Source organism: Corallincola holothuriorum, from assembly GCF_003336225.1.
GTDB lineage: Bacteria > Pseudomonadota > Gammaproteobacteria > Enterobacterales > Neiellaceae > Corallincola > Corallincola holothuriorum.
Map to the genome: position 1 here is coordinate 73,185 of NZ_QPID01000009.1, position 21,185 is coordinate 94,369.

The window sequence follows — 21,185 nt, forward strand, 5'->3', positions numbered from 1 at the left end:
GGAATGATAGATGAGCAGTTTTGACTTGATCATTGTCGGCGGCGGCATGGTCGGCCTAAGTTTGGCGGCGGCGCTGGCTGACAGTGAACTTCGTGTGGCCTTGGTTGATAAAGGCGAAGCACCGGTTGTCCCGAGTGGCGAGTTCAGTCATCGTGTCAGCGCGTTGAACCATGCCAGCGATAGTTTTTTGCAACGTATTGGCGCATGGCAATATCGAGATCAAAGCCGTCTAACTGCCTATCGCGAAATGGCGGTTTGGGAAAAAGACAGCTTTGCCAAAATTGGCTTTAACAGCGATGGCTTGGGCGTCGATTATCTTGGTCATATCGTTGAAAATAGCCACCTCTGTTATGCTTTGCATCAGCGTTTAACCCACGCCACTAATATCCAATTAATGTATGGGGTGGCACCGGAAAAGCTCACCGTCGGCGAGCGAGATGCCTGGCTACTGCTTGATAGCGGCGAACCTATTTCTGCACCACTGGTCGTGGCCGGCGATGGCGCTAACTCATGGCTACGTAAGCAAGCACAGCTGCCGTTAACCTTTTGGGATTATGATCATCACGCCATCGTTGCGACAGTGAAAACCGAACAGCCCCACCAAAGCACGGCTTACCAGATCTTTTCTGCCAGTGGCCCGTTGGCTTTTTTACCGCTACCCGATCCGCATTTAAGCTCCATTGTCTGGTCACTGCCGCCCAGTGAAGCTCAGCGCCTGACATCACTGCCTCTTGACGAGTTTAACAAAGCGCTCGCCAGCGCGTTTGATATGCGACTGGGCCTTTGTGAAACGCTTAATGCACCCGTGGCGTTGCCGTTAACCATGCGCTACGCGCGAGACTGGAGCTGTGATCGTGTGGTGTTGATGGGGGATGCTGCTCACACCATCCATCCCTTGGCGGGGCAGGGGGTTAATTTAGGCTTTAAAGATGCCAGTGCTCTGGCGACTCACCTGTTAGCGTTGCAAGCTGCACATAAAGATCTTGGGCAACGCCGTCATCTACGCAGTTATGAACGTGAGCGCAAAGCTGAAACCGTGGCGATGATAGCTGCAATGGAAGGGATCAAGCGTCTATTTAGTTTGGACATTGCACCATTAAAGTTCGTCAGAGGCATAGGTATGCGCGGAGTTGACGAGTTGTCGCCGCTCAAATCGTTGTTGGCGAAACTGGCGATCCGTGGTGTGACATCGTAGCTTGGATAGATCAAGGCAAGGGATTGATTACCGAATGCATTTTGTGATTTTCGTGGTTGAACTCTAACAATTCCGTCTTCTCTCCTTAAAACCAACTGTTTTTGCTTGAATTATCCTAGGTAGGCTGTTTTTATTAACATTAACTTAACTGGTTAGCGGGTTGGATGTTCTCAATGGTCACTAGTAGCCGACTCGGGCTTATTGCTTTGATGGGTCTTTTATTTGCGCCGATGTCGCAAGCGGATACCACTGAAGAATTTCCCTTACTGGGCTTAGGTGCGAAATACGGTATTGATGACTTTAGTGATGGCCATGACATCGAGAATCAGGCCGTTTACGCTAATCTCGGCACGCCGTGGGATTGGCAAGTCAGTGATAATATACGCATGGACACAGAGGTTCAGTCGACATTGGGTCGCTATAAGGTCGATGAAGACTATTTTGGTTACTTGATGTTTGGTGTAGATCTACGTTTTCAGTATGCAGATTTTCCTGTGGTGGTGAAGTTGGGTACCGCACCTACTTATCTGTTTGATGATGAAAGCGAAGAGTTCGACGCAGGCGGTCCTTTGCATATGACAACGCACCTCACCGTGCTTGCCAATCCTGTTAAATGGTTAGATATTGGCGTGACCTATCAACACACCTCAAATGCCGGCACCAATAAAGAAAATCCCGGCATGGATATCCTTTCATTAGACGTTTCTTATCGTTTTTAAATAGAGCATTCACTTCTTTCTACTGTCCTGACGATAAAACTAAGCGTTAGCACCGTGACGTTTTACTTACCTACGGCCTTTTTCATCTCCACGTCAGGACGCCAGCTCTGAGTTTTAGGTGACGGGGCTGTTTGGAGCGCGGTTCCTGACGATGCATACCTATTCAGTACCGGCTAGTTATTTAACTTATTACTTTTTTTGCATTTTTACGTGTCAGCTATTTTATTTAAACGAGGTTAGTTGGTTGTCACAAGGGAATTGCTTTATGTCGGTTGCTCATCGGTTGAGCTGGTTCGCGTGTCTCTGTGCTTGTTATTCCTCTCCTTTAATAGCTGAACCCCGTACTCAATTTCCATTGGTGGGTGTGGGCGTAAAATACGGTAGCGCTGATTTTAGTAGCAGCCATGATGAAGAAGTGGCTGCCATATATGCGTCATTGGCAACCCCCTGGTTTTGGCAAGTCGATGAACACTGGCGTATTAGCACTGAAATCACTTTCACTGGTGGACGGTATGATATTGACGGAGACGACTTTTGGTATGTGGCGATCGGCCCTACATTCAAGGTCCGGCAAAGGGATTTCCCTGTGTATATCAAGTTAGGTATTGCTCCAACCTATCTTTTTGATGATGAAACTGAAAACTATGATGCAGGTGGTGAGCTGCAGGGTACATTTCTTCTCGGTGTGGTGTTCGTTCCTTCTGAACAGTGGCATTTAGGTTTAACGTATCAACACACATCCAACGCTGATACCAATAAGAACAACCCAGGTATTGACGTATTAGCCATCGATATTGCTTATCGCTTTTGAGTTTCAGGTGAATTACCGCCTTGGCTAGCTGACATAACTCAGGCTTTGATAATGTCTATTTTTGCTGTGCAGCTGGCTGGGGGAAGACGTATCTTGGCATTTGGCGACCAAATGTCGTCAACACTTTACAGTTTTGACTTAAATCAATGCTAAAGCTCATCAGTTAGCTATTTCTCCGACTAATATCGACAGGTATAATCCGCGACCAACAGATCCCCCCCGTTGGAGCATGGCAATGTCGCAGAAAACTGTGTTATTCGATAAGCATTTGGCCGCTAACGCCAAAATGGTTGATTTTCATGGCTGGGAAATGCCGATCAACTACGGTTCACAGATCGAAGAGCACCACGCTGTTCGCCGAGCCGCAGGTATGTTTGATGTGTCGCACATGACCATCGTTGATTTGACCGGCGCTCGCACCCGCGATTTTCTGCGTTATCTGCTAGCTAACGACGTTGCCAAACTCAAAGTTGAAGGCAAAGCCCTGTACACCGCGATGTGTAACCCGGAAGGCGGTGTGATTGATGACCTTATCGTCTATTTCCTTGGTGAAAGCTGGTTCCGTCTGGTAGTGAATTCCGCGACCCGTGAAAAAGATCTGGCGTGGATCCGTCAGCAAGCTGAAGCCTTTGCGGTTGAAGTAAAAGAGCGCCCTGAGCTGGCGATGATCGCGGTACAAGGACCAGAAGCCAAAGCCAAAGCTGCTACTGTATTCAGCGCCGAGCAAAATGCTGCCGTTGATGGCATGAAGCCGTTCTTTGGTGTGCAAGCGGGTGATCTATTTATCGCCACCACCGGGTATACAGGGGAAGCCGGTTACGAAATCGTTGTACCACAAGATCAAGCTGCGGCGTTATGGCAACAATTGCTGGATGCTGGTGTTGCGCCTTGTGGCTTAGGTGCCCGTGATACCTTGCGTTTGGAAGCCGGTATGAATTTGTACAGCCAAGATATGGATGAGCAAACCTCACCACTGGCTGCGAACATGGCTTGGACTGTCGCGCTAGAACCAACTGACCGTGATTTTATCGCCCGTGATGTGCTGGAAAAACAAGCCGCCGAGGGCACGGAACAACTGGTCGGTTTGCTACTCGAAAGCAAAGGCGTACTGCGTGGCGGACAAGCTGTCAAAGTTATTGCCGAAGACGGTTCCGAGCATAAGGGGATGATCACCTCAGGTACATTTTCACCAACACTGGCTAAAGGTATCGCCATGGCGCGTATTCCATCGGTCACGGTTGCTTCAGTTGAGGTGGAAATGCGCAAAAAGTGGGTTACAGTAAAGCTGGTTCCCCCGGTCTTCGTCCGAAACGGTAAGCCTGTGGTTTAAGCGTCTGAATTGGTTATAAGAACAGAGAATTTAAGAAGGAAGAACTGATGAGCAATGTGCCTAGCGAACTCAAATATGCCGCCACCCATGAGTGGGTACGGAATGAGCATGACGGTACTTACGTGGTAGGTATTACCGAACACGCCCAGGGCCTGCTGGGTGACATGGTATTTGTTGAGCTGCCAGAAGTGGGCGATGAAGTAGATGCCGGCGACGATATCGCCGTGTGTGAATCAGTGAAAGCTGCTTCCGATATCTACGCGCCGATCAGCGGCGAGATCGTTGCAGTGAACGAAGAGCTGGAAGGTGCGCCAGAGAAGATCAATGCCGACCCTTACGGCGATGGCTGGATCTTTGCCATCAAACCTTCCGACGAAGAAGAGTTGGAAGCCTTGATGGATGCCGAGAGCTACCAAAACACTCTCGACGAAGATTAATTAATCGAATAATAGATAAGGCCTCGGTGGTTGCCGGGGCCTTATTGATTTTTATCCCTGACGCAGTAATTCAGACAGGTGCCCCTAGATGACGTCACTTTCAAATCGCCCCCTTCATGAACTGGAACAAAAAGATATGTTTGTTCGTCGCCATATTGGCCCCAGCGATGCTGAGATAGCGCAGATGCTGGAACAAACAGATGCCGGTTCGCTTGATGATTTGATGACCCAGACGGTACCCGGTCCGATCCGTTTGCCACAACCACTGGCGACCGGAGAGACTAAAACCGAACAGGAAGTGCTGGCTTACCTGAAAAACGTGGCCGCCAAGAACGTCATCGCTAAATCCTACATAGGTATGGGTTATCACCCGACGTTAGTGCCTAACGTTATCTTGCGTAACGTAATGGAAAACCCCGGTTGGTACACGGCCTATACGCCCTATCAGCCAGAGATCGCCCAGGGGCGATTAGAATCCTTGCTGAACTTCCAACAGCTGAGTATGGATCTGTCAGGCATGGAGCTGGCCAGTGCTTCACTGCTGGATGAAGCCACTGCGGCTGCCGAAGCGATGGCAGTAGCCAAACGTGCAGGTAAGAGTAAATCTAACCTGTTCTTTGTGGCTGATTCCGTACACCCACAAACCATCGACGTGCTGCAAACACGCGCCGAAGCGTTTGGTTTTGAGCTGGAAGTTGGCCCCGCAGCAAACGTGACCGAGAAAGATGTGTTTGGTGCACTGTTCCAGTATCCCACCAGTCAGGGTGATATCAGCGATATCAGCGCGCTGATTGCTTCTGTACAAGCGGGCAAAGGCGTCGCCTGTGTTGCTGCCGATATCATGAGCCTATTGCTACTGAAATCACCGGGTGAACTGGGTGCCGACGTGGTATTAGGCTGCGCCCAGCGTTTTGGTGTGCCTATGGGCTATGGTGGCCCACACGCTGCCTTCTTTGCTACCCGTGATAAATATAAGCGTGCATTGCCGGGGCGTATTATCGGTGTGTCGAAAGACACCAACGGTAAAACCGCACTGCGCATGGCGATGCAAACCCGTGAGCAACATATCCGCCGCGAAAAAGCCAATTCCAACATCTGTACTGCCCAGGTGTTACTCGCCAACATGGCGGCGTTTTATGCGGTTTACCATGGCCCTGAAGGGCTGAAAACCATCGCTGAACGTATCCATCGTTATACCGATATTCTGGCGTTAGGTTTAAGCAAGAAAGGGATGACTCCGGTCAATGGCCACTGGTTTGATACCCTGACCTTAGATCTAGGCGCAGCCAAAGCCGATATAGTTGAACGTGCGCAACAAGCGGGGGTTAACTTCCGCTTAGATCTGGATGGTAAGGTCGGTATCAGCCTGAACGAAACTGTGATCCGTGAAGATATCGAGCAACTGTTCGCTATCTTATTGGGTGATAACCATGGCCTTTCTGTGGTGGAACTCGACGCCGAACTGACCAGCGCAGGCAGTCACTCTATTCCGACGGAACTGCTCCGCGACAGCAAAGTGCTGCAACACCCTGTCTTTAACAGCTATCACAGCGAAACCGAGATGCTGCGCTATATCAAGCGGCTGGAAAACAAAGATCTGTCGCTCAACCATTCGATGATCTCGCTGGGCTCATGCACCATGAAACTCAACGCCACCGCCGAGATGATCCCAGTGACCTGGCCTGAATTTGGTGAACTGCACCCATTCTGCCCGCCAGAACAGGCAGTGGGTTATCGTGAAATGATCGATGAGCTGTCTGATTGGTTGGTCAATATCACTGGTTACGATGCTATCTGCATGCAGCCTAACTCCGGTGCGCAGGGTGAATACGCAGGCTTACTGGCTATCCACAAATACCATGAGAGCCGTGGCGAAGGTCACCGTAACGTCTGTCTTATCCCTGCCTCAGCCCACGGTACCAACCCGGCATCGGCACAGATGGTGAGCATGAAAGTGGTGGTGGTTGCCTGCGACAAGCAGGGCAATGTCGATATGGATGACTTGCGCGCGAAGGCCGCCGAAGTGGCCGAGAATCTGTCATGCATCATGATCACTTATCCGTCTACCCACGGCGTCTATGAAGACACTATTCAAGAGATCTGCGATATCGTCCACGAACATGGCGGTCAGGTGTATCTGGATGGCGCCAACATGAACGCACAGGTAGGCGTGACCTCACCGGGCTTTATCGGTGCCGATGTATCGCACCTTAATCTGCACAAAACCTTCTGTATTCCCCACGGTGGCGGTGGGCCGGGCATGGGCCCTATCGGTGTGAAAAAGCACCTAGCGCCGTTTGTGGCAGGGCATACGCAATTTGATCTGGGCAATAGCAACAGCGCCGTCTCAGCGGCACCGTTTGGCAGCGCCAGCATCTTGCCTATCTCATGGGTATATATCGCGCTGATGGGCGGTATCGGCCTGAAAAAAGCCACCGAAGTGGCGATCCTCAATGCCAACTATCTGGTGGCCAAGCTGAAAGGGCACTTCCCGATCTTGTATACTGGCCAGAACGATCGTGTGGCTCACGAATGTATTCTGGATCTGCGCCCACTCAAAGAGGCCACCGGCATTAGCGAGATGGACGTAGCCAAGCGCTTAATCGACTACGGCTTCCATGCACCCACCATGAGCTTCCCGGTAGCAGGCACCTTGATGGTAGAGCCCACCGAGTCGGAAGCGAAAGTGGAACTGGATCGCTTTATCGAAGCGATGCTGTCTATTCGTGAAGAGATCAGCAAAGTAGAGCAGGGCGAGTGGCAACTGGCCGACAACCCGCTGGTGAATGCCCCGCACACCCAATACGACATTATCGAAACCGACTGGCAGCGCAGCTACGACCGCAAAACCGCCGTCTATCCGGTAGCAGCCGTTAAAGCCAACAAGTTCTGGCCATCGGTAAACCGCATCGATGATGTGTTTGGTGACCGCAACCTATTCTGCGCGTGTGTACCAATGAGCGAGTATGAGTAGGGGTTAGTTTTTTGATCACGTCAATTGCAGTTGGAAACTGCGGAATTGTAGTTGGAAACTGCAATTGAAGTAGGAAACCAACCTTAGGTTGATACCTCTCAGAGCGAGTCCCATGAAAGTGGTGCTCGCTTTTTTTGTTCTGGCCCTATGCCGATCGAATCGTCCCCAAATGGGTTTTTGCTATGTTCAACCCGTATTTATATGAACTAATAGAGTATCCCCGTGAACTAACTGTATTTTATCTCTATGATTTAACGTTATAATTTATAGAGGTTTTAACGCAATATGACTAAAGCTCTTCTCTAGAAAGATTAGGCGCTAGACTGTAGACGCTTCTCTCCACGTGATTTAGAAAGGACCATGTTTAGACGATTTAAGAGAGGTTCCAATGGAAACTTTAGAAAAACTGGTTGGCTTGCTGGAGAGGTTGGCTGGAATTTATCGAGAATTAATAATATTGATTCTGCTGCTTGTCCTCTTTGGCCAGCCGCTGTTAGCTCTATGGGAGGGGGTTAATGGCTGACCTACTGTGGGTGAAAATGCCTTCAAGTTGGGTGACTGACGAAAAGCTGGCTAGCTCTTTTTCATCTAAGGCATCAGTGAGCAAGGATATCGCAGCTCTCAAGATTTTTTTATACATGTGCCTTTTCGCAAATCCTATCAAAAGAAGGAGGGTTACTTCACCAGTGTTTTACCTACCTGAAAGGTTAATGCGATTTGAAGAGGTGACTCAAGCTGAAGCTCAACTTACATATGATGACATTTGCGAAGGCTGCTCCTTGAGCAGAAAGTTAGTCCGGGATGGCCTTAGAAAGCTCATTGAAATCAGGCTTGTTGTCAAAGAAGGAACTACACGCAAAATACGATACGTTGTTCAAGGTAGTTTAGATAGCGGCTGGGCAAAACTTCCCAAACGAGAACTCATTAAACTAGATAATAAGGTGGCTGCATTTCATGCAATTAAAAATAGATACGAGCATGAACGGAATGCTCTAAAGCTGTTTATCTATCTGTTGACAGTCAGAACTAATAGGTTTAAGCACATTGATGTCTCTAGGAATGCGATAAGTAAAGCAACAGGTATTGACCTCTATCAAATAGATGATTCCTTGGGATTTCTTCAAGGAATAGGATTGATTGAGGATATCAAAAGTAAAGGGTATCTCGCACGAGCAAGCCAACATTCTGAAGGGTACAAGCTCCATAGATATTTTTTGGTTGGTAGCGCTGGCTTGGTAGGCAAGGGGGGGGATGTCAACGATGTGATTATTGATATCCCAGATTAAGACCAATAGCTGTATATTGAAAACTATCTAACCGAGTTGAAGTTGAAAGCACCAATATGACAAGGACTGTTTGATGAAAAAAAACGGTTTATCTATCGATGATGCGCTTTGGGAAAGCCTGAGAGGCTGCCAAAAAGATGGTATCGCGACTGCATTTCGTTATGTCAGGAGAGAGTTAAACGAAGAGAAAAACGCTTGCCTGATTAGCTTGCCCACAGGAGCTGGAAAGTCAGGCGTTATCAGTGTTGTCAGTCAAAAAGCGCAACAAGAAAAAGTGCTAATTCTATGCCACCGAAAAGCTATTAGGGACCAACTTTTCTCAGAAGTTAGTGGGAAATTTTTTCGCGATCGGGTTGACAACTTGACAATGCGTTTTAAACCGGTTTTCGATGATATAGAAAACATATCTTCAAAGGGTATCTACGTTTCGACATTTCAGAAGCTACAGAGCATTGGCCCTGAAAAGTTTACTGAAATTAAAAATGAAATCGACCTGGTGATTATTGATGAGGGGCACGCTGAGCCTTCACCTGTTTGGAGTGGGTTAGTAAGGGAAATCGAATCCCATAAAATAGTCATTACCGCAACACCCTACCGAAATGACCTTTTCCAATTCGATATATCCTCGAAAGACAGCTTTATTTACTCGTTTGACAAAGCGCTTGAAGACGAGGTATTGAAGGAGCCTATATTTGAGTCAATACAGAGTCAAGATATAAATGGATGCATTCGAAGATTCTTGAATGATTATCCTGACACTAAGTGTATTGTTAAATGTGATAAATTTAGTGATGTAGAGGCATATTATTATCTGTTAAACCAAGACTTTAATATTCTTGCTATTCACGAGCAATATTCGGGAGATGAACGCGAGAACGTTCGAAGTACTGTTCCCAATAAGCTATGTGATTCAAATTATGAGGTTCTTATTCATCAACGTAAACTGGATGAAGGCGTCGATATCCCTCAAGCTAAGCTAATGGTGCTTACCTACCCAGTTCGCAGCGGGAGAGAGCTGGTACAAACAATCGGTCGCGTCGTTAGAGTTTTTGGTGATGTCGAACCAAAGGTTATAGAAATCGGACATAACTCTAATGAGAAAATGTGGAGGAACTATCGGCGTTTTGATTCTTCACTAAGCAACCCGAAAGAGGTCCAAAAATTCTTACATTCGTTAGATGCAGGTAAGTTGATAGAGACTTACATGGAGGCATTTCCTAATGCGAGCTACTTTGGCAATAGTTTTCTTAGTAAATTCAACTTGAACAACTTCGAACCAGAACATTCTCTGGTTATTCCGAGAGCATCTGTTTGTTTCTTGCGCTCTAAAGAAGATTTTAGTATCGAATTACTATCCGATATAATTTACTGGCGTTGTAATAAAGCTGGTGAGTTAGCTAAAAGATTTCCAACACCAAGTGGGATGCATATTGTGGTTTCAATTGCATTTAATCGTTCAAAGTTTCTAAAAGATCAATTGTTCTTTGAACCATCCTTTGAAGTAACTCTTTTTAAGTTGCTTTCTGATGGCGTTGTAGCTGTTTTCGATAGCCGAGGAAGGCGTTTTAACAACGATAAAGAGTTAAAGCTGGGTTCGGTAATTCCGCAGGAGAAGTTGATTAAGGTCTGGTCATTGGGTGAAAAAGCAACAACAAAAGAAGCGAGCAGTAAAGCTATTAGCACAACTAGGAAGAGACCAGAGAGCATGGCTTTCAAAGGGAGAGATTTAGATCAAATTTCAAATCAACAAACAAATTCTTCATATCGGCTCTCTACCGCAAAGCTAGACATATATAACGAGCTCAATAACAAGTCAGGAAGTTATTATATTGGTGTTGATTCTGGACGCATTTCAGATCAGAAAGAGTCGTCATTTAGCCTGAATGAACTGGTTGATTGGCTTGAGGCGATGGATGAGGTGATTTCTGGAAGCTCTTCAATTAATAGCTCCATCATTGATTCATTTGCAAAACCTGTTCCCGTCAATATCGAGCTCAATATAGAAAGCGTGATATTTGATTTCAGCGATTTCGCATCACCTATTGATGTCACAATTGGTGATAATGTATATCAACTAGATAATGACTTCATTTTTAAGAAGTACGGTAATGGTTTTTTGTTATTCCCTGACATTGTAGATAGTCATGTTTTAATAGAATTGAGTGATGAAGAGCCATACTTAGTTCTGAGGTCAGAACATCAATTATGCTATGTTTCAGCGGAGGGAGAGCAGTCAAATTTCATCGATTTGATGACTGATAATTTGCACAAGGTATTGCTCGAAGGAGGCGTTGGGTATTCACAAGGTAACTTCTATCAAGCAACATTGCCTGTCGCTAATGGTTTCGACCTTTCTAATTCAAATATGGCTAATGTGGTTGTTGGATTGCCTGAGCTTTCAAAGCAAGGGCTCAATGAGAAGGGTATTGATAACGGGGTTTATCAAGTTGTAAATCAAGAGTTTAGCTCTGATTCTGTGTTTTACTTGCTAGACAAATTAAAAGCAAATAGTTTAGCTGATCCAACACGCACACAATTGGGACCGTTCGATTCTTACATACCCAATGCAGATATTGTACTCAATACAGATATGGGGACTGAACCTGCGGACTTTATCCTTTCGTCACAAAACAAGCTAGTCTATGTCCATATTAAATGTGGCTCGACAACGGCCCCAAGATCATCTGCTGGCGCTCTCGCTGAAGTAGGCTCTCAAGCAATCAAGAATATTGAAATGCTAATCAGCAATCATGAATTACTAAGGCCCGGAAACTGGGGAAGGCTAAGTGCTCCATGGCCAAACGTAGGAGCAGAGCAAGAAATGTATGAACGAATACGAATGTGTGATGGACAAAGGTTTGAAGCTGATAATCAACAAGCAAGAGAAGCAAAACTAGAACATGTTTGGGGGATCATCGCGAAACGTAGGCAGTCAAACCTGGTTAAAAAAGAAATTTGGGTTGTAGCGGCAAATAGCTTCTCATTGCGTCACTTTAAAGGGCAGTTAAATATGGGGGAGAATGCGAATAGTGAATCACTTCAAGCATACCAACTGCTCAGCAGTTGGATATCCACTACTAATGCTAACGACATTGACCTAAAGGTTTTTGTTTCCGAGTAGCTAAGTCCATGAGGCTCAATCTTAGGAGCCTCTTGGTATTAACACTTTCTCTTGCTGCTGGAAGGGGGCCTCTAACAGTCGCTTTTGGTTGCACTAGACACTGCGCAAGAGCGGCTTTGATAGCTTTAGATCATATCTTGAGCTCAAGATATCTTTATTCAGACCACTATTGTCGAGCAAGTTCTCTAGTGTACGGTTATCGAGTAAGTCCATTGCTCTTTGTAACATGGTTGGGTTCTCGACTGCCATGAGGTCATCACCTCGCTCAACCTTAGTGAACCCGTTTCTGGCTAGGTACATATAGCCAGATTTAGCTTTTTCAGTGGTGATTAGACCCAGTGCCTTGGCTCTATAAAGTATCGCTTTAAGGCTCACTCCCCAGCGTACTTTCATGTCTATCATTGCTTCCCAGTTAAAATAGGTTCCCCTGACTCTAGGAAACTCTGCAATAAAAGAGCTTCGAGGCATCAAGAATGCGCTTGCGAAGTTATTGGCTTGCTGCTCAGTTGCTCTACAGCCTGTTTCCATTCCTTGATGCATTATCAAGTGGCCGAGCTCATGGGCAAAATCAAAACGAAGCCGACCAGGGCTTAGTTTGGTTGTGTTTCTTACTATTAGAGGTCTTCCTGTATAGATAGAGAAGGCGTCAACTCTTTCATCCGCATCAACTAAGTTAACGACTATGCACCCCAATTTCTCAAGGAGTTTTACCATATTCGAAATGGGTCCCAGTCCTAACCCCCAGCCTCGCCTTGCGCGTTCGGCTAGCACCTCGATGCTTTGTACAGAATCGAATTCACCATCCTCGGCAGCAAATATGTTCACTTCCGGAAAGCCCACTTCATCCTCAAGAGCAGTTACAAAGTAACTGTCGAGCATTTCGACCTGGGCCATGATGGTCTTCTTTAGCGTTTGCGTTGAAGATCTGAGGCTTCTGAAATGGCACTGCTCTACTTCTATCGTCTTCAATCTTGGCCTGAAGAAAAAGTCTCTGCTTACCAATAGCAGCTTGCAGAGAAGCTCAATTTGATCTTCCGAAGGCGTGGCATTGTTCTCTAGTCTAGATGCATATTGACGCGTGACATCAAGAGCTGTGCCTACATCAGCAAGCGACAAGCCTGAAGCCATACGTGCAAGTTTCAGTTGCTCACCGTTAAAATGATTAACGGCCACAAAGTTCATTATTCTTTCTCATTTGCTTGCTTAGGCTGTTTGTCTTGTTTTCGGGTCAGAACGGGTTCTTCGATCTCTACTGCTACTGGAACATCAACAGATCTAGGCCCTGAAATAACAACTTCATGCTCCCAATGGCAGACGATGTTTTCATTGCTATCGTAACCCAAGAGCGAAATCGTTGGAGAGTACTCCATCCCGTCAGAAAATGGATTGAGATAGAAGCGCCAAATTAGCGGCTCGTCACCACTTGGAACTTCAAGATCTAAAGAGAACTGATATCTCTCTACCGCATTCCTTTTAAGGCGATGGTGTTTACGTGAAGCATGTGGGTCATCAACAATAAATTGAACCAGCGTCCCACCTATTCGCGCGGCGTAGTCCATTGTTTTGTTTGCCAGCGTTAGCCAAGGGTAGTCTTTGTTTTCATGCATGCGCATAAGCATACCTTGAGGCAAGCCGTAGTTGGCTGTGCCTTTGAACCATGCTGTCGCATTAGGGCTCTCAGCATAGACTTGGGCTTCATCAAGAACTTCCAGTAGTCTCTCACTGAGAATTTGAAGCCTTTCCTCGGTTAAGTCTGGCGCGTAAAACTCGGGTTTTTCGGTCATAAGCTGTGTCCAGGTGATGGGTTAAATTATGCAAAAGTTGTGAAATGTAAACCCATTTTATGCTTTTGGTTTAATTTGTCAACTTGCGACTGCTAGAAGTACTGTCGCGCTAGTTTGGTGTGAGCGTGAAATCTTGCGTGTAAGTTCTATCAATTTAGAATGGTATATTCCTCGGGGTTATAAGAGATATTGTGTCGGTTATAAGTAGGCACTAATAATTCACTTCCAAGCCTCTGATTTTGTTAGTTAGTGCAAAAAGTAGTCAACTTGAGATATTAACATTTGCGAATAAAAATGTAATAATAACAATAAGATAGCTGTTTGATGTTGTTTCGTCATTAGTCTATTTTCGCGATCTTCAATCTATAAATAGGAGATCACGAATGAAGACAAAACATGTTATTCAACCCATCGTCACGAAGAAGGAACGCAACAAAATCCAGCGTTACCTGAAACGTGTAAAGAAAGAGGGCTATCGTCCTTGGACAACGGTTCGAAGCTCAAGCACCATTGGACAAGGCCAAATAGCATTCAACCCAAAGCTTGATCGTGCGCACCACTACCTTAGCCGTGGTGAATTCAATCCATTTTTTCATTTCGAAGCCGACCCGAACGTCGTTGAAATCTACGAGCAGTACCCACTGCCCATAGAGCAGACCCTAAAAATCGCTGAGGAGTTGAACATAGTTCACCCCCAGTCCTACCAGGAAGCACCTGATTTCGATGGCCACCGCCCAGCAAAAACGATGTCACTCGACTATTTGTTGAAGCATCGAGACAAATCATTGCATGCCTATAACTTCAAATATTCAGAGTCACTGGACCCTCAGTTGACCAGCCCCCAATCAGTCGCGAGAACTGAAGCTAAGGCAAAGATTGAGCGCACTTTTTGCCTACACAGCGGGATCACCTGGACACAATTGACCGAGAAGTCGTTCGATCCTCGCGTGACACAGAACCTTAAATACCTGCGTGAACATCTCTTCTATGAATCTGAAACTGATGTCAGCCATGACCTAAAGGTCGTTGTGCTGTCTCAGCTTAAAGTGGCATTTGAGCAGATGAGTGATGAAACAGTTCGCCAAGTTTTAGAGAAGGTTTCTGGTGATATTCAACTGCCACTGCATCAAGTGCAGAGTCTGTTTCAGCTCTTTGCTTACCAGCGCCTCATTGAGTTCGATTGGACTACAGAAATTGATTTGAACCGTCCTTTGCCTCAAGTTGTGGAGGTCGAAGTCTATGCAGGTTAATCAACGTATCGGCTCTGTTGGCACCAAGGAGAAGTTCGTCGAGCTTCTGATCGTCGATATCAACGAGCAAGAAGGGAAGGTTGCAGTCACTGATGTATCGATAGATGCACCTCGTCGTCCAACGGTGCTAAACATCGAGTATGTCGAACAAAAGCTGAAATTAAAGCAGTGGCAATTGGAACTGCATGATTTTCCAGAGTCGCTATATCAGCCGGATAAAGCGCTCGTTGAGCGGTTTCTTGCGAAGCAATTGTCTCATGTGAAGTCCAATGCGAAAGGCAAAAGCAAATCACTCAGAAATCCACTTGAGATGAGAGATGAAGCCTGGGATGCGCTCAAGCCTCTGCTCGACGATCCTGAGATGCTCCACCGTTATCTGTACGGAGATCCGGCTGGAATACTGGCGCATTTAGAGGCGTTGTCTGGGCGGAGCCGGAAGTACATTACGACTAACTTAAACCGTTATTTCTACTACGGTGGTATGCGCAATTCGCTGTTACCAACCTATTACTTTTGCGGCACCAATTTCCAACTTCAAGACACCAGAAAGCAACTTGAGGATGGCTCTTACGATCTGAGTAGCAAGCCCGGCCCTGCCACCCAAAATGGCAATGAGTATAACTTTGTAACCAAGAGCGAAGTTGAGCAGATCAAGTCGTTTCTTAAGCGGAACTTGGCTAACAAGCAAGAAGTGGTTCTTGAGAAATTATACGATAGCTACATCGAGAAACACTGCTCGGTGAAGATACGTCCAAATGGCGCGACAGATGACGACATCATTCAAGATTTCCACATGGCGTTGGAGCGTCGACACTTAATTTCTCCAAAAGCATTCAAGCGGCAGGTGAAGAAGCTTATCCCCGATATTGCGTTTCTCCGCAAAAAGGTCGGCGAGAAGAATTACATGCGCGACCATGCGGCAAAGCCAGGCGTGGCAAAGCATGGGCTGCGAGGCGCGACTAGCCGCTATGAAATTGATAGCACAGTACTCGATGTGTATGTTCGCTATGAATTTTCGAACGAGTTGCTCTCAGTTGGGCGTCCAATTTTGTACGTCGTGATTGACGTCGTCACAGGCATGGTGGTTGGCATGCATGTGTGTTTCCATGGGCCCGATTGGTGCGGCGCAAGCCAAGCACTTCTCAACGCCTTTAGTGACAAGGTGGAATTTTGTAGGAAGTTTGGCCTTGATATAAAGCCAGAGGACTGGCCTTGTCATCATGTCTGCCGTGAATTGACGGCAGACCGAGGAACTGAAAACTCTGATGACAACATGGAGTCCATTCTCAAGGGGCGTGTAGGTATTCAAATTGTTAACCTGAATGCTTTTTACATGGGCTGTGCCAAAGGGACGGTCGAAAAGAAATTTGATACCACACAAGACAAAACACTGACATTCGAAGCGGGCAAGGTGGAGAAAGTTCCGCGCCGCGAAGATCGGCATGCCAGTCGCCGCGCCTTGTTCACTTACGAAGAGTTGGTGAAGGCCCTCATCAAAACCATTTTGTTCGAAAATAATCATGTGTCTCGAGTGAATGCTCGGACGTTTGAGATGGAGCGCGATGGTGTTGCATTTACCCCTCGAGCAGCGTGGAAGTATAGCTTGAGGCACAGTGTGATCACGCCTGCAACCATTTCAGAAGATCGCTTGATGTTTGGCTTGTTACCCGAAGGCAAGGCTTCGGTCCAGGGGCGCGGCGTATATTTCAATGGCCTTTACTACAACTCAAGAGCATACGAGCGCTTGGGTCACCTAGATGAGGCGAAGAATTTTGGCCGCAAGCCAATTACGATCCGATACTCCGACACCTCCACCAATTCGATTTGGTGGCGTGATGAAGACACCAAAAAGCTTTATAAGCTCGACTTGACCGAACGCAGCGAAGCCTACAAAAACCTAGCCTGGGCCAGTGTATTGCACCGCCTCAAGCTTCTCAAAAATGAGCTGGAGCTCGAGCGTGAGCAAGGCTTCATTCACAAGGTATTACTGAATGCGGATCTCAGAGGTATGGAAAAAGCAGCCCAGCGTAAAGTCCGCAAATTGAAACAGTCTCGTGCGAAATCTCCTGCCAAAGGCACCAAAGAGCGCCAGCACATGGCAGGCGAACTGCAAAAACACGATTATCAGGTTGATCTGCAAGTGGCATTCTCGGGAGAAGTCGTTACGCCTGGTGCGGTCAACTTTGGGAACTCACAACCTCAATCTTGGGGTAATCCAAACGCAACCGCGTTGGAGGTGAGTCATGGCTAATGCTCATTACATCAAGCATCCCAACCCGATGCATCGGGGCAACCCTTTGGTTGAAGGTTTGGGTTTTCCGCTTTCAAAACATAAGCTCCAGCAACAGTGTAAGGTGCCATTTAAAGGGGGCCTCGACTTATCCGGTGTACCAGCTGAACTACATGGCTATTACACACGGTCGAGTATTCTGAATCTGTTTAGTCTTCACGTGACTCAGGATGAGTTTTTCGAGGTCTACGAAAACATCAGGTTGGCAATTGAGTGCGCTTATATTGGGCGCAACCCCCTGCGGCCTGACTGGCAGCGCACCTTGGCAGCCGTTGAGCGCGATAAAGATCAGCCGCTCAAGTCACAGAGTATCCGCCGCCTCAACCTATTGGAAAGTAGTTATACCTATCTTATCTCAGGGTTGTCTGGCCGTGGGAAATCGAGCATGGTCAAACGAGCCCTTAGCTTTATTGAGCAGGAGCTAGTCCATACCCAATACGAAACTGCTGACGGCGAGCTGGTGCCATGCAACCTTAAGCAGGTGACGTACTTGTACGTTGAGCACCATGACCGCAAGGGCCAGAAGGCTTTCTTATTAGACATCCTGGTGGCTATTGATGAAGCCACCGGCGAGAGTTACGCCTATCAGCATCGCAACAGTAACGTGAAGGATCTGATTAACGCCGTCCGGAAGTGCATCATCATTCATCATATTGGCTGCTTGATTATCGATGAAGCGCAAAATTTCTCTCGTACTTCGAGTGATCTCAAAATCGGTACTAATGAAAAAACCAGTATGAAGTTTGTCGAAGAGTTGGTGAATGTCCTGGGCGTATCGACCATTTTTGTTGGGACGTTCAGCGCATTAAAGCTCTTTACGCAGGAAATGACGGTGACCCGGCGGACCATCCGTGCAGGCTCTTTAAACCTGGCAAGCTGCCCGGTGGATTCTCCATTCTGGAAAAACCTTTGTCACAATTTGGTCACAGCCATCGATCTTCCTGGCGGTCGCGACAATGATGACATGTTGTGCCTTAAACTCCATGAACTATCTGCTGGGATCCCGGCGATTGCCTCGTCGGTCACGCAGGCCACCTTACGCTTCTTGTCTTATTGCGACCCTGAGCGTCAGAAGTTAACACTCGAGGCACTGGACTATGTGTACTCACAGCAATTTGCACCATTGAGCGGCCCTGTGAATGCATTGCTCCATGGGGATTACCATAAGTATGAAGATCTCAAAGCAATGGAATTGCTCGAGGTAATAAATGGTGACCCTGAAGGTGAAGCGCTATCAAACATGAAAGATGTTGAGCGCCAATCTGAAGCGCTCGCCGAAGCCTACAAGCAGCAGTACACGATTAAAGAAGGCCAGGTTAAGGTGATGCCAGCTAAGCCGCCTCGCTCTGCTCATGAAGTGGATGCGTCCAAGGAGTCTGAGCAGCTTAGTCCGGACAATTTTATGGAGATGCTAGGAGGTGACCAATGAGTTACCTCTCGTCATTGCCTGGTGAGGATGTTTTAGCTGCACCTGGTCGTTGGTATTACTTGAGCCGCACTGGCGCTCTGGATGATGGTATCGCGAAGCTTGGCGTTTCACTTACTGGTAAGCACCCGCATCAACTGTTTAGTACCAATGCACATCGAACCTGGGAGCTACTCATTCAGCATGGATTTGTTGGCGAGAAAAGTGAACATGGTTTGGATTTATACCAGCAAGCGTTTCTTCGCCCCGATGAACAAGCTCAGTGGCAAACGGCGCATGAAAATCCGAACATGAAGGGACGGCTGTCGACGCATGTTCAGCGTTGGCGTTGGTGCCCGGAATGTGTGGCAGAGGATGAATCTGAGTATGGTGTGCCGTACTTCCATAGAGACCACCAGTTGCCGGGAGTTTTTCACTGCCAGAAGCATCAGATGGCGTTGACATCGAGTTGCCCTGAGTGTGGTTGGCACATCAAGCTGCTCCAGCATCAGAACATACCGCCATATGACAATGTATGCCCAAAGTGTGGCAGCTGGATCGGGGCTGAAGCTCCGCCTTGGTCAGATGCGTTGCGTCACATCGAGCAAGCGAGCCTCGAACTTGCCAGGACCCCTTATCAACCTGAACGGTTGGCTAATTCAATTCTGGAGCTCAGAGCGATTGCAGGTTTGCCAGCGAAAACTGAGCGTACATTAGCTGAGCGAGAGCAAATATTGGCTTGGCAATGGGACTTTATCGAGATGTTCTCTGAGCAGGATATCCAAGCCTTGTTTCTGCAACGTACCAAGTATAAAAGCCGAGCGATCAGCCCGTTGATGCGCAACTCTCGATTGAATCTCATAGAATCAGTCGCAGCGCCTGTGCATCCGTTGCTGCACCTGATGGTGGAGTATTACATTCAGCAAACCACTAGGGATGTGGGTGATGGAGCACGACCCCCTTCAAAAGCTGTTACCGGGTGAGTCCGGCTACAGTCTTGCTGCACGCGCTCATTTAGCGTCACCGTATGGTTCTTGGAAGCAAACGAACCTGGCACTATTTGGGCGTGTCGAAGTGCGGCTTCATGCCATGTTGCCGGGGCATCTGGATGCGCTGGCAGCATGGGCCCACATCGATATTAATCAACTACGCCTTCAAGGCTCAGCCCATCCTTTGGTCGCCTTTGGAGTGGGTGAGCAACAGAAACGTCTAGAGCTGATGCGCAGTGAAACAACATATGATGCGTCCGAAGTGATTGTTGCAAGCCGTTTAGCTGCTAACAAACTCAGCTTTGGTCATTACCTCAAAAGCTGTCCCGAATGCATGAGGCAAGATGCAGAGTCTTATGGTGTGGCTTATTGGCATACCGTCCACCAGGTCCAAGGTGTGACCGCCTGTCCAATTCATCATTGCCGGTTACAGCACGCCCCAGCAGGTGATGGTGGTGTAAATCATCAATACTTGCTGCCGTTGTGGGACGAGGGCGAAATAGTATTGGGCTCTGATGCTGAGGTTAGGCTCAGTACATTCCTTGCCAAGCTGCATCTGTTTCTGGGGCAGCAAACCCCAGTCATTCCAATGGCAGGCCTTTACCAACAATGGTTGGAAACGAGAGGGATGCTTACCAAAGCAGGACGCATTCGCTGGCGATACTTAAAGCCTGAGTTGATAGCATGTTGGTCTGAGTTGTTTCATTGGCCCGTCAATGCGCTGCCAGCAGAGCTGTCTGATTTCGACTATGTTCCACGACTCATTCACCACAGCAGACCCACGCATTACATTCGCCATGCACTAGTGATGGCTTACTTAGCTAAAACTCCTGAACATTTCTTTAATGGGCCGCTTCGCGAAGCAAATCCAGTTGCCACTTGCCCTGCATACAACGTGTTAGCCAATATGACACAAGTATTGGAACTCTTCGACGCTGGTCTCTCTATGCGTCAAATCGCTGCAAAGCTTCAGTGCAGTATTGGCTACTTAAAAACACTGCTGTTACGCCAAAACAGAGTCGTTGAACGTCGACGGCAGCACATTACCCAGGAGGTTGAACGTGGTGTATGGCGCAAAGCATTCATGGGCATGCACCGGCAAGACATTGCAGATTTTTATGGGATTTCAGTTGGGGCTGTAGAGCAAATCATTCAGTCCCACGAAAGGCTCTCAGCGTGGCGTCACTACCTGGTGATGCAGGGGCGACGATGCGTGAACCAAAAGACTCTTTTGGACTACATGGCAACCAATCCAGATGCCTCTAGAAATAACATAAAACAGGCTTGCAGCGCTTACATGTGGCTCTACAAAAACGACAAGGACTGGCTTTACAAGCACCTGCCTCCTAAGTCGCATAAAACGAGGTCCGGAATTAACTGGGAGTTGCGCGACATGGTCGTGTTGGCTCAACTTCAAGGGCTACAAGGACAGTTCAAGTCGATGTCTGACATTGATCGTGCACTGGGAGGGCATGGCTGGCTAGTGGGTCAACGCGAACGGTTTCCTCTTTCCATATCTTTTGCCAACTCAAAACGAACTGAAGAGGGAATTATTTTTGAATGATTTAAGTACGGCAACTGGGGGGAAACACTA

Annotated in this window: 16 protein-coding genes; 14 read left to right on the plus strand and 2 right to left on the minus strand. The window is 47.4% G+C overall.

Going from position 1 to position 21,185, the window contains the following annotated elements; translation table 11 throughout:
* Positions 1-10: 10 nt before the first annotated feature.
* The 9 genes from DU002_RS14515 to DU002_RS14550 all read left to right on the plus strand — a co-directional run bounded on the left by DU002_RS14515 (position 11) and on the right by DU002_RS14550 (position 11,873).
* On the plus strand, positions 11-1,195 hold the full coding sequence (locus DU002_RS14515; protein ID WP_114339121.1) for an FAD-dependent oxidoreductase: 1,185 nt from the start codon (positions 11-13) through the stop codon (positions 1,193-1,195).
* A gap of 173 nt (positions 1,196-1,368) precedes the next feature.
* Positions 1,369-1,914 carry an acyloxyacyl hydrolase gene (locus DU002_RS14520; RefSeq protein WP_158538069.1) on the plus strand — a complete coding sequence of 182 codons (546 nt, stop codon included), beginning with the start codon at positions 1,369-1,371 and terminating at the stop codon, positions 1,912-1,914.
* Between the two features lie 265 nt (positions 1,915-2,179).
* Positions 2,180-2,725, plus strand: coding sequence for an acyloxyacyl hydrolase (locus DU002_RS14525; protein WP_158538070.1), 546 nt, complete (start codon positions 2,180-2,182; stop codon positions 2,723-2,725).
* 235 nt (positions 2,726-2,960) lie between these two features.
* A complete protein-coding gene (gcvT, locus tag DU002_RS14530) occupies positions 2,961-4,055 on the plus strand; it encodes a glycine cleavage system aminomethyltransferase GcvT (RefSeq protein WP_114339124.1) in 1,095 nt (364 codons plus the stop codon).
* A gap of 47 nt (positions 4,056-4,102) precedes the next feature.
* Positions 4,103-4,492: a glycine cleavage system protein GcvH gene (gene gcvH, locus DU002_RS14535; RefSeq protein WP_114339125.1), complete on the plus strand. Its 390-nt coding sequence runs from the start codon at positions 4,103-4,105 to the stop codon at positions 4,490-4,492.
* Between the two features lie 88 nt (positions 4,493-4,580).
* Positions 4,581-7,466 (plus strand): aminomethyl-transferring glycine dehydrogenase, encoded by a 2,886-nt coding sequence (gcvP, locus tag DU002_RS14540; RefSeq protein WP_114339126.1) that lies wholly within the window; start codon positions 4,581-4,583, stop codon positions 7,464-7,466.
* A 388-nt stretch (positions 7,467-7,854) separates the two neighbouring features.
* The gene (locus DU002_RS19555; protein ID WP_267897009.1) at positions 7,855-7,989 is read left to right on the plus strand and encodes a hypothetical protein; all 135 of its coding nucleotides are present in this window, start codon (positions 7,855-7,857) and stop codon (positions 7,987-7,989) included.
* A complete protein-coding gene (locus DU002_RS14545; RefSeq protein WP_114339127.1) occupies positions 7,982-8,752 on the plus strand; it encodes a hypothetical protein in 771 nt (256 codons plus the stop codon). The genes DU002_RS19555 and DU002_RS14545 overlap by 8 nt, the downstream gene beginning before the upstream one ends.
* 73 nt (positions 8,753-8,825) lie before the next feature.
* Positions 8,826-11,873: a DEAD/DEAH box helicase gene (locus tag DU002_RS14550; protein WP_114339128.1), complete on the plus strand. Its 3,048-nt coding sequence runs from the start codon at positions 8,826-8,828 to the stop codon at positions 11,871-11,873.
* A 93-nt stretch (positions 11,874-11,966) separates the two neighbouring features.
* Here the strand turns inward: DU002_RS14550 and DU002_RS14555 are convergent, their stop codons facing one another.
* Positions 11,967-13,055 carry an XRE family transcriptional regulator gene (locus DU002_RS14555; protein WP_114339129.1) on the minus strand — a complete coding sequence of 363 codons (1,089 nt, stop codon included), beginning with the start codon at positions 13,053-13,055 and terminating at the stop codon, positions 11,967-11,969.
* Complete coding sequence (locus DU002_RS14560) at positions 13,055-13,657, minus strand: hypothetical protein (protein ID WP_114339130.1); 603 nt, start codon at positions 13,655-13,657, stop codon at positions 13,055-13,057. The genes DU002_RS14555 and DU002_RS14560 overlap by 1 nt, the downstream gene beginning before the upstream one ends.
* 383 nt (positions 13,658-14,040) lie before the next feature.
* On the opposite strand from DU002_RS14560, the gene DU002_RS14565 reads away from it, so the two are divergent.
* From DU002_RS14565 to DU002_RS14585, 5 genes are read left to right on the plus strand one after another with little or no spacing between them, the layout of a single operon-like run.
* Positions 14,041-14,907: a TnsA endonuclease N-terminal domain-containing protein gene (locus DU002_RS14565; RefSeq protein WP_114339131.1), complete on the plus strand. Its 867-nt coding sequence runs from the start codon at positions 14,041-14,043 to the stop codon at positions 14,905-14,907.
* Positions 14,897-17,158, plus strand: coding sequence for a transposase (locus DU002_RS14570; protein ID WP_114339132.1), 2,262 nt, complete (start codon positions 14,897-14,899; stop codon positions 17,156-17,158). Before DU002_RS14565 ends, DU002_RS14570 begins: the two co-directional genes overlap by 11 nt.
* Positions 17,151-18,626, plus strand: coding sequence for an ATP-binding protein (locus DU002_RS14575; RefSeq protein ID WP_114339133.1), 1,476 nt, complete (start codon positions 17,151-17,153; stop codon positions 18,624-18,626). The genes DU002_RS14570 and DU002_RS14575 overlap by 8 nt, the downstream gene beginning before the upstream one ends.
* On the plus strand, positions 18,623-19,585 hold the full coding sequence (locus DU002_RS14580; protein ID WP_114339134.1) for a TniQ family protein: 963 nt from the start codon (positions 18,623-18,625) through the stop codon (positions 19,583-19,585). Before DU002_RS14575 ends, DU002_RS14580 begins: the two co-directional genes overlap by 4 nt.
* Positions 19,548-21,155: a TnsD family Tn7-like transposition protein gene (locus tag DU002_RS14585; RefSeq protein WP_158538071.1), complete on the plus strand. Its 1,608-nt coding sequence runs from the start codon at positions 19,548-19,550 to the stop codon at positions 21,153-21,155. The genes DU002_RS14580 and DU002_RS14585 overlap by 38 nt, the downstream gene beginning before the upstream one ends.
* The last annotated feature ends 30 nt before the right edge of the window (positions 21,156-21,185 follow it).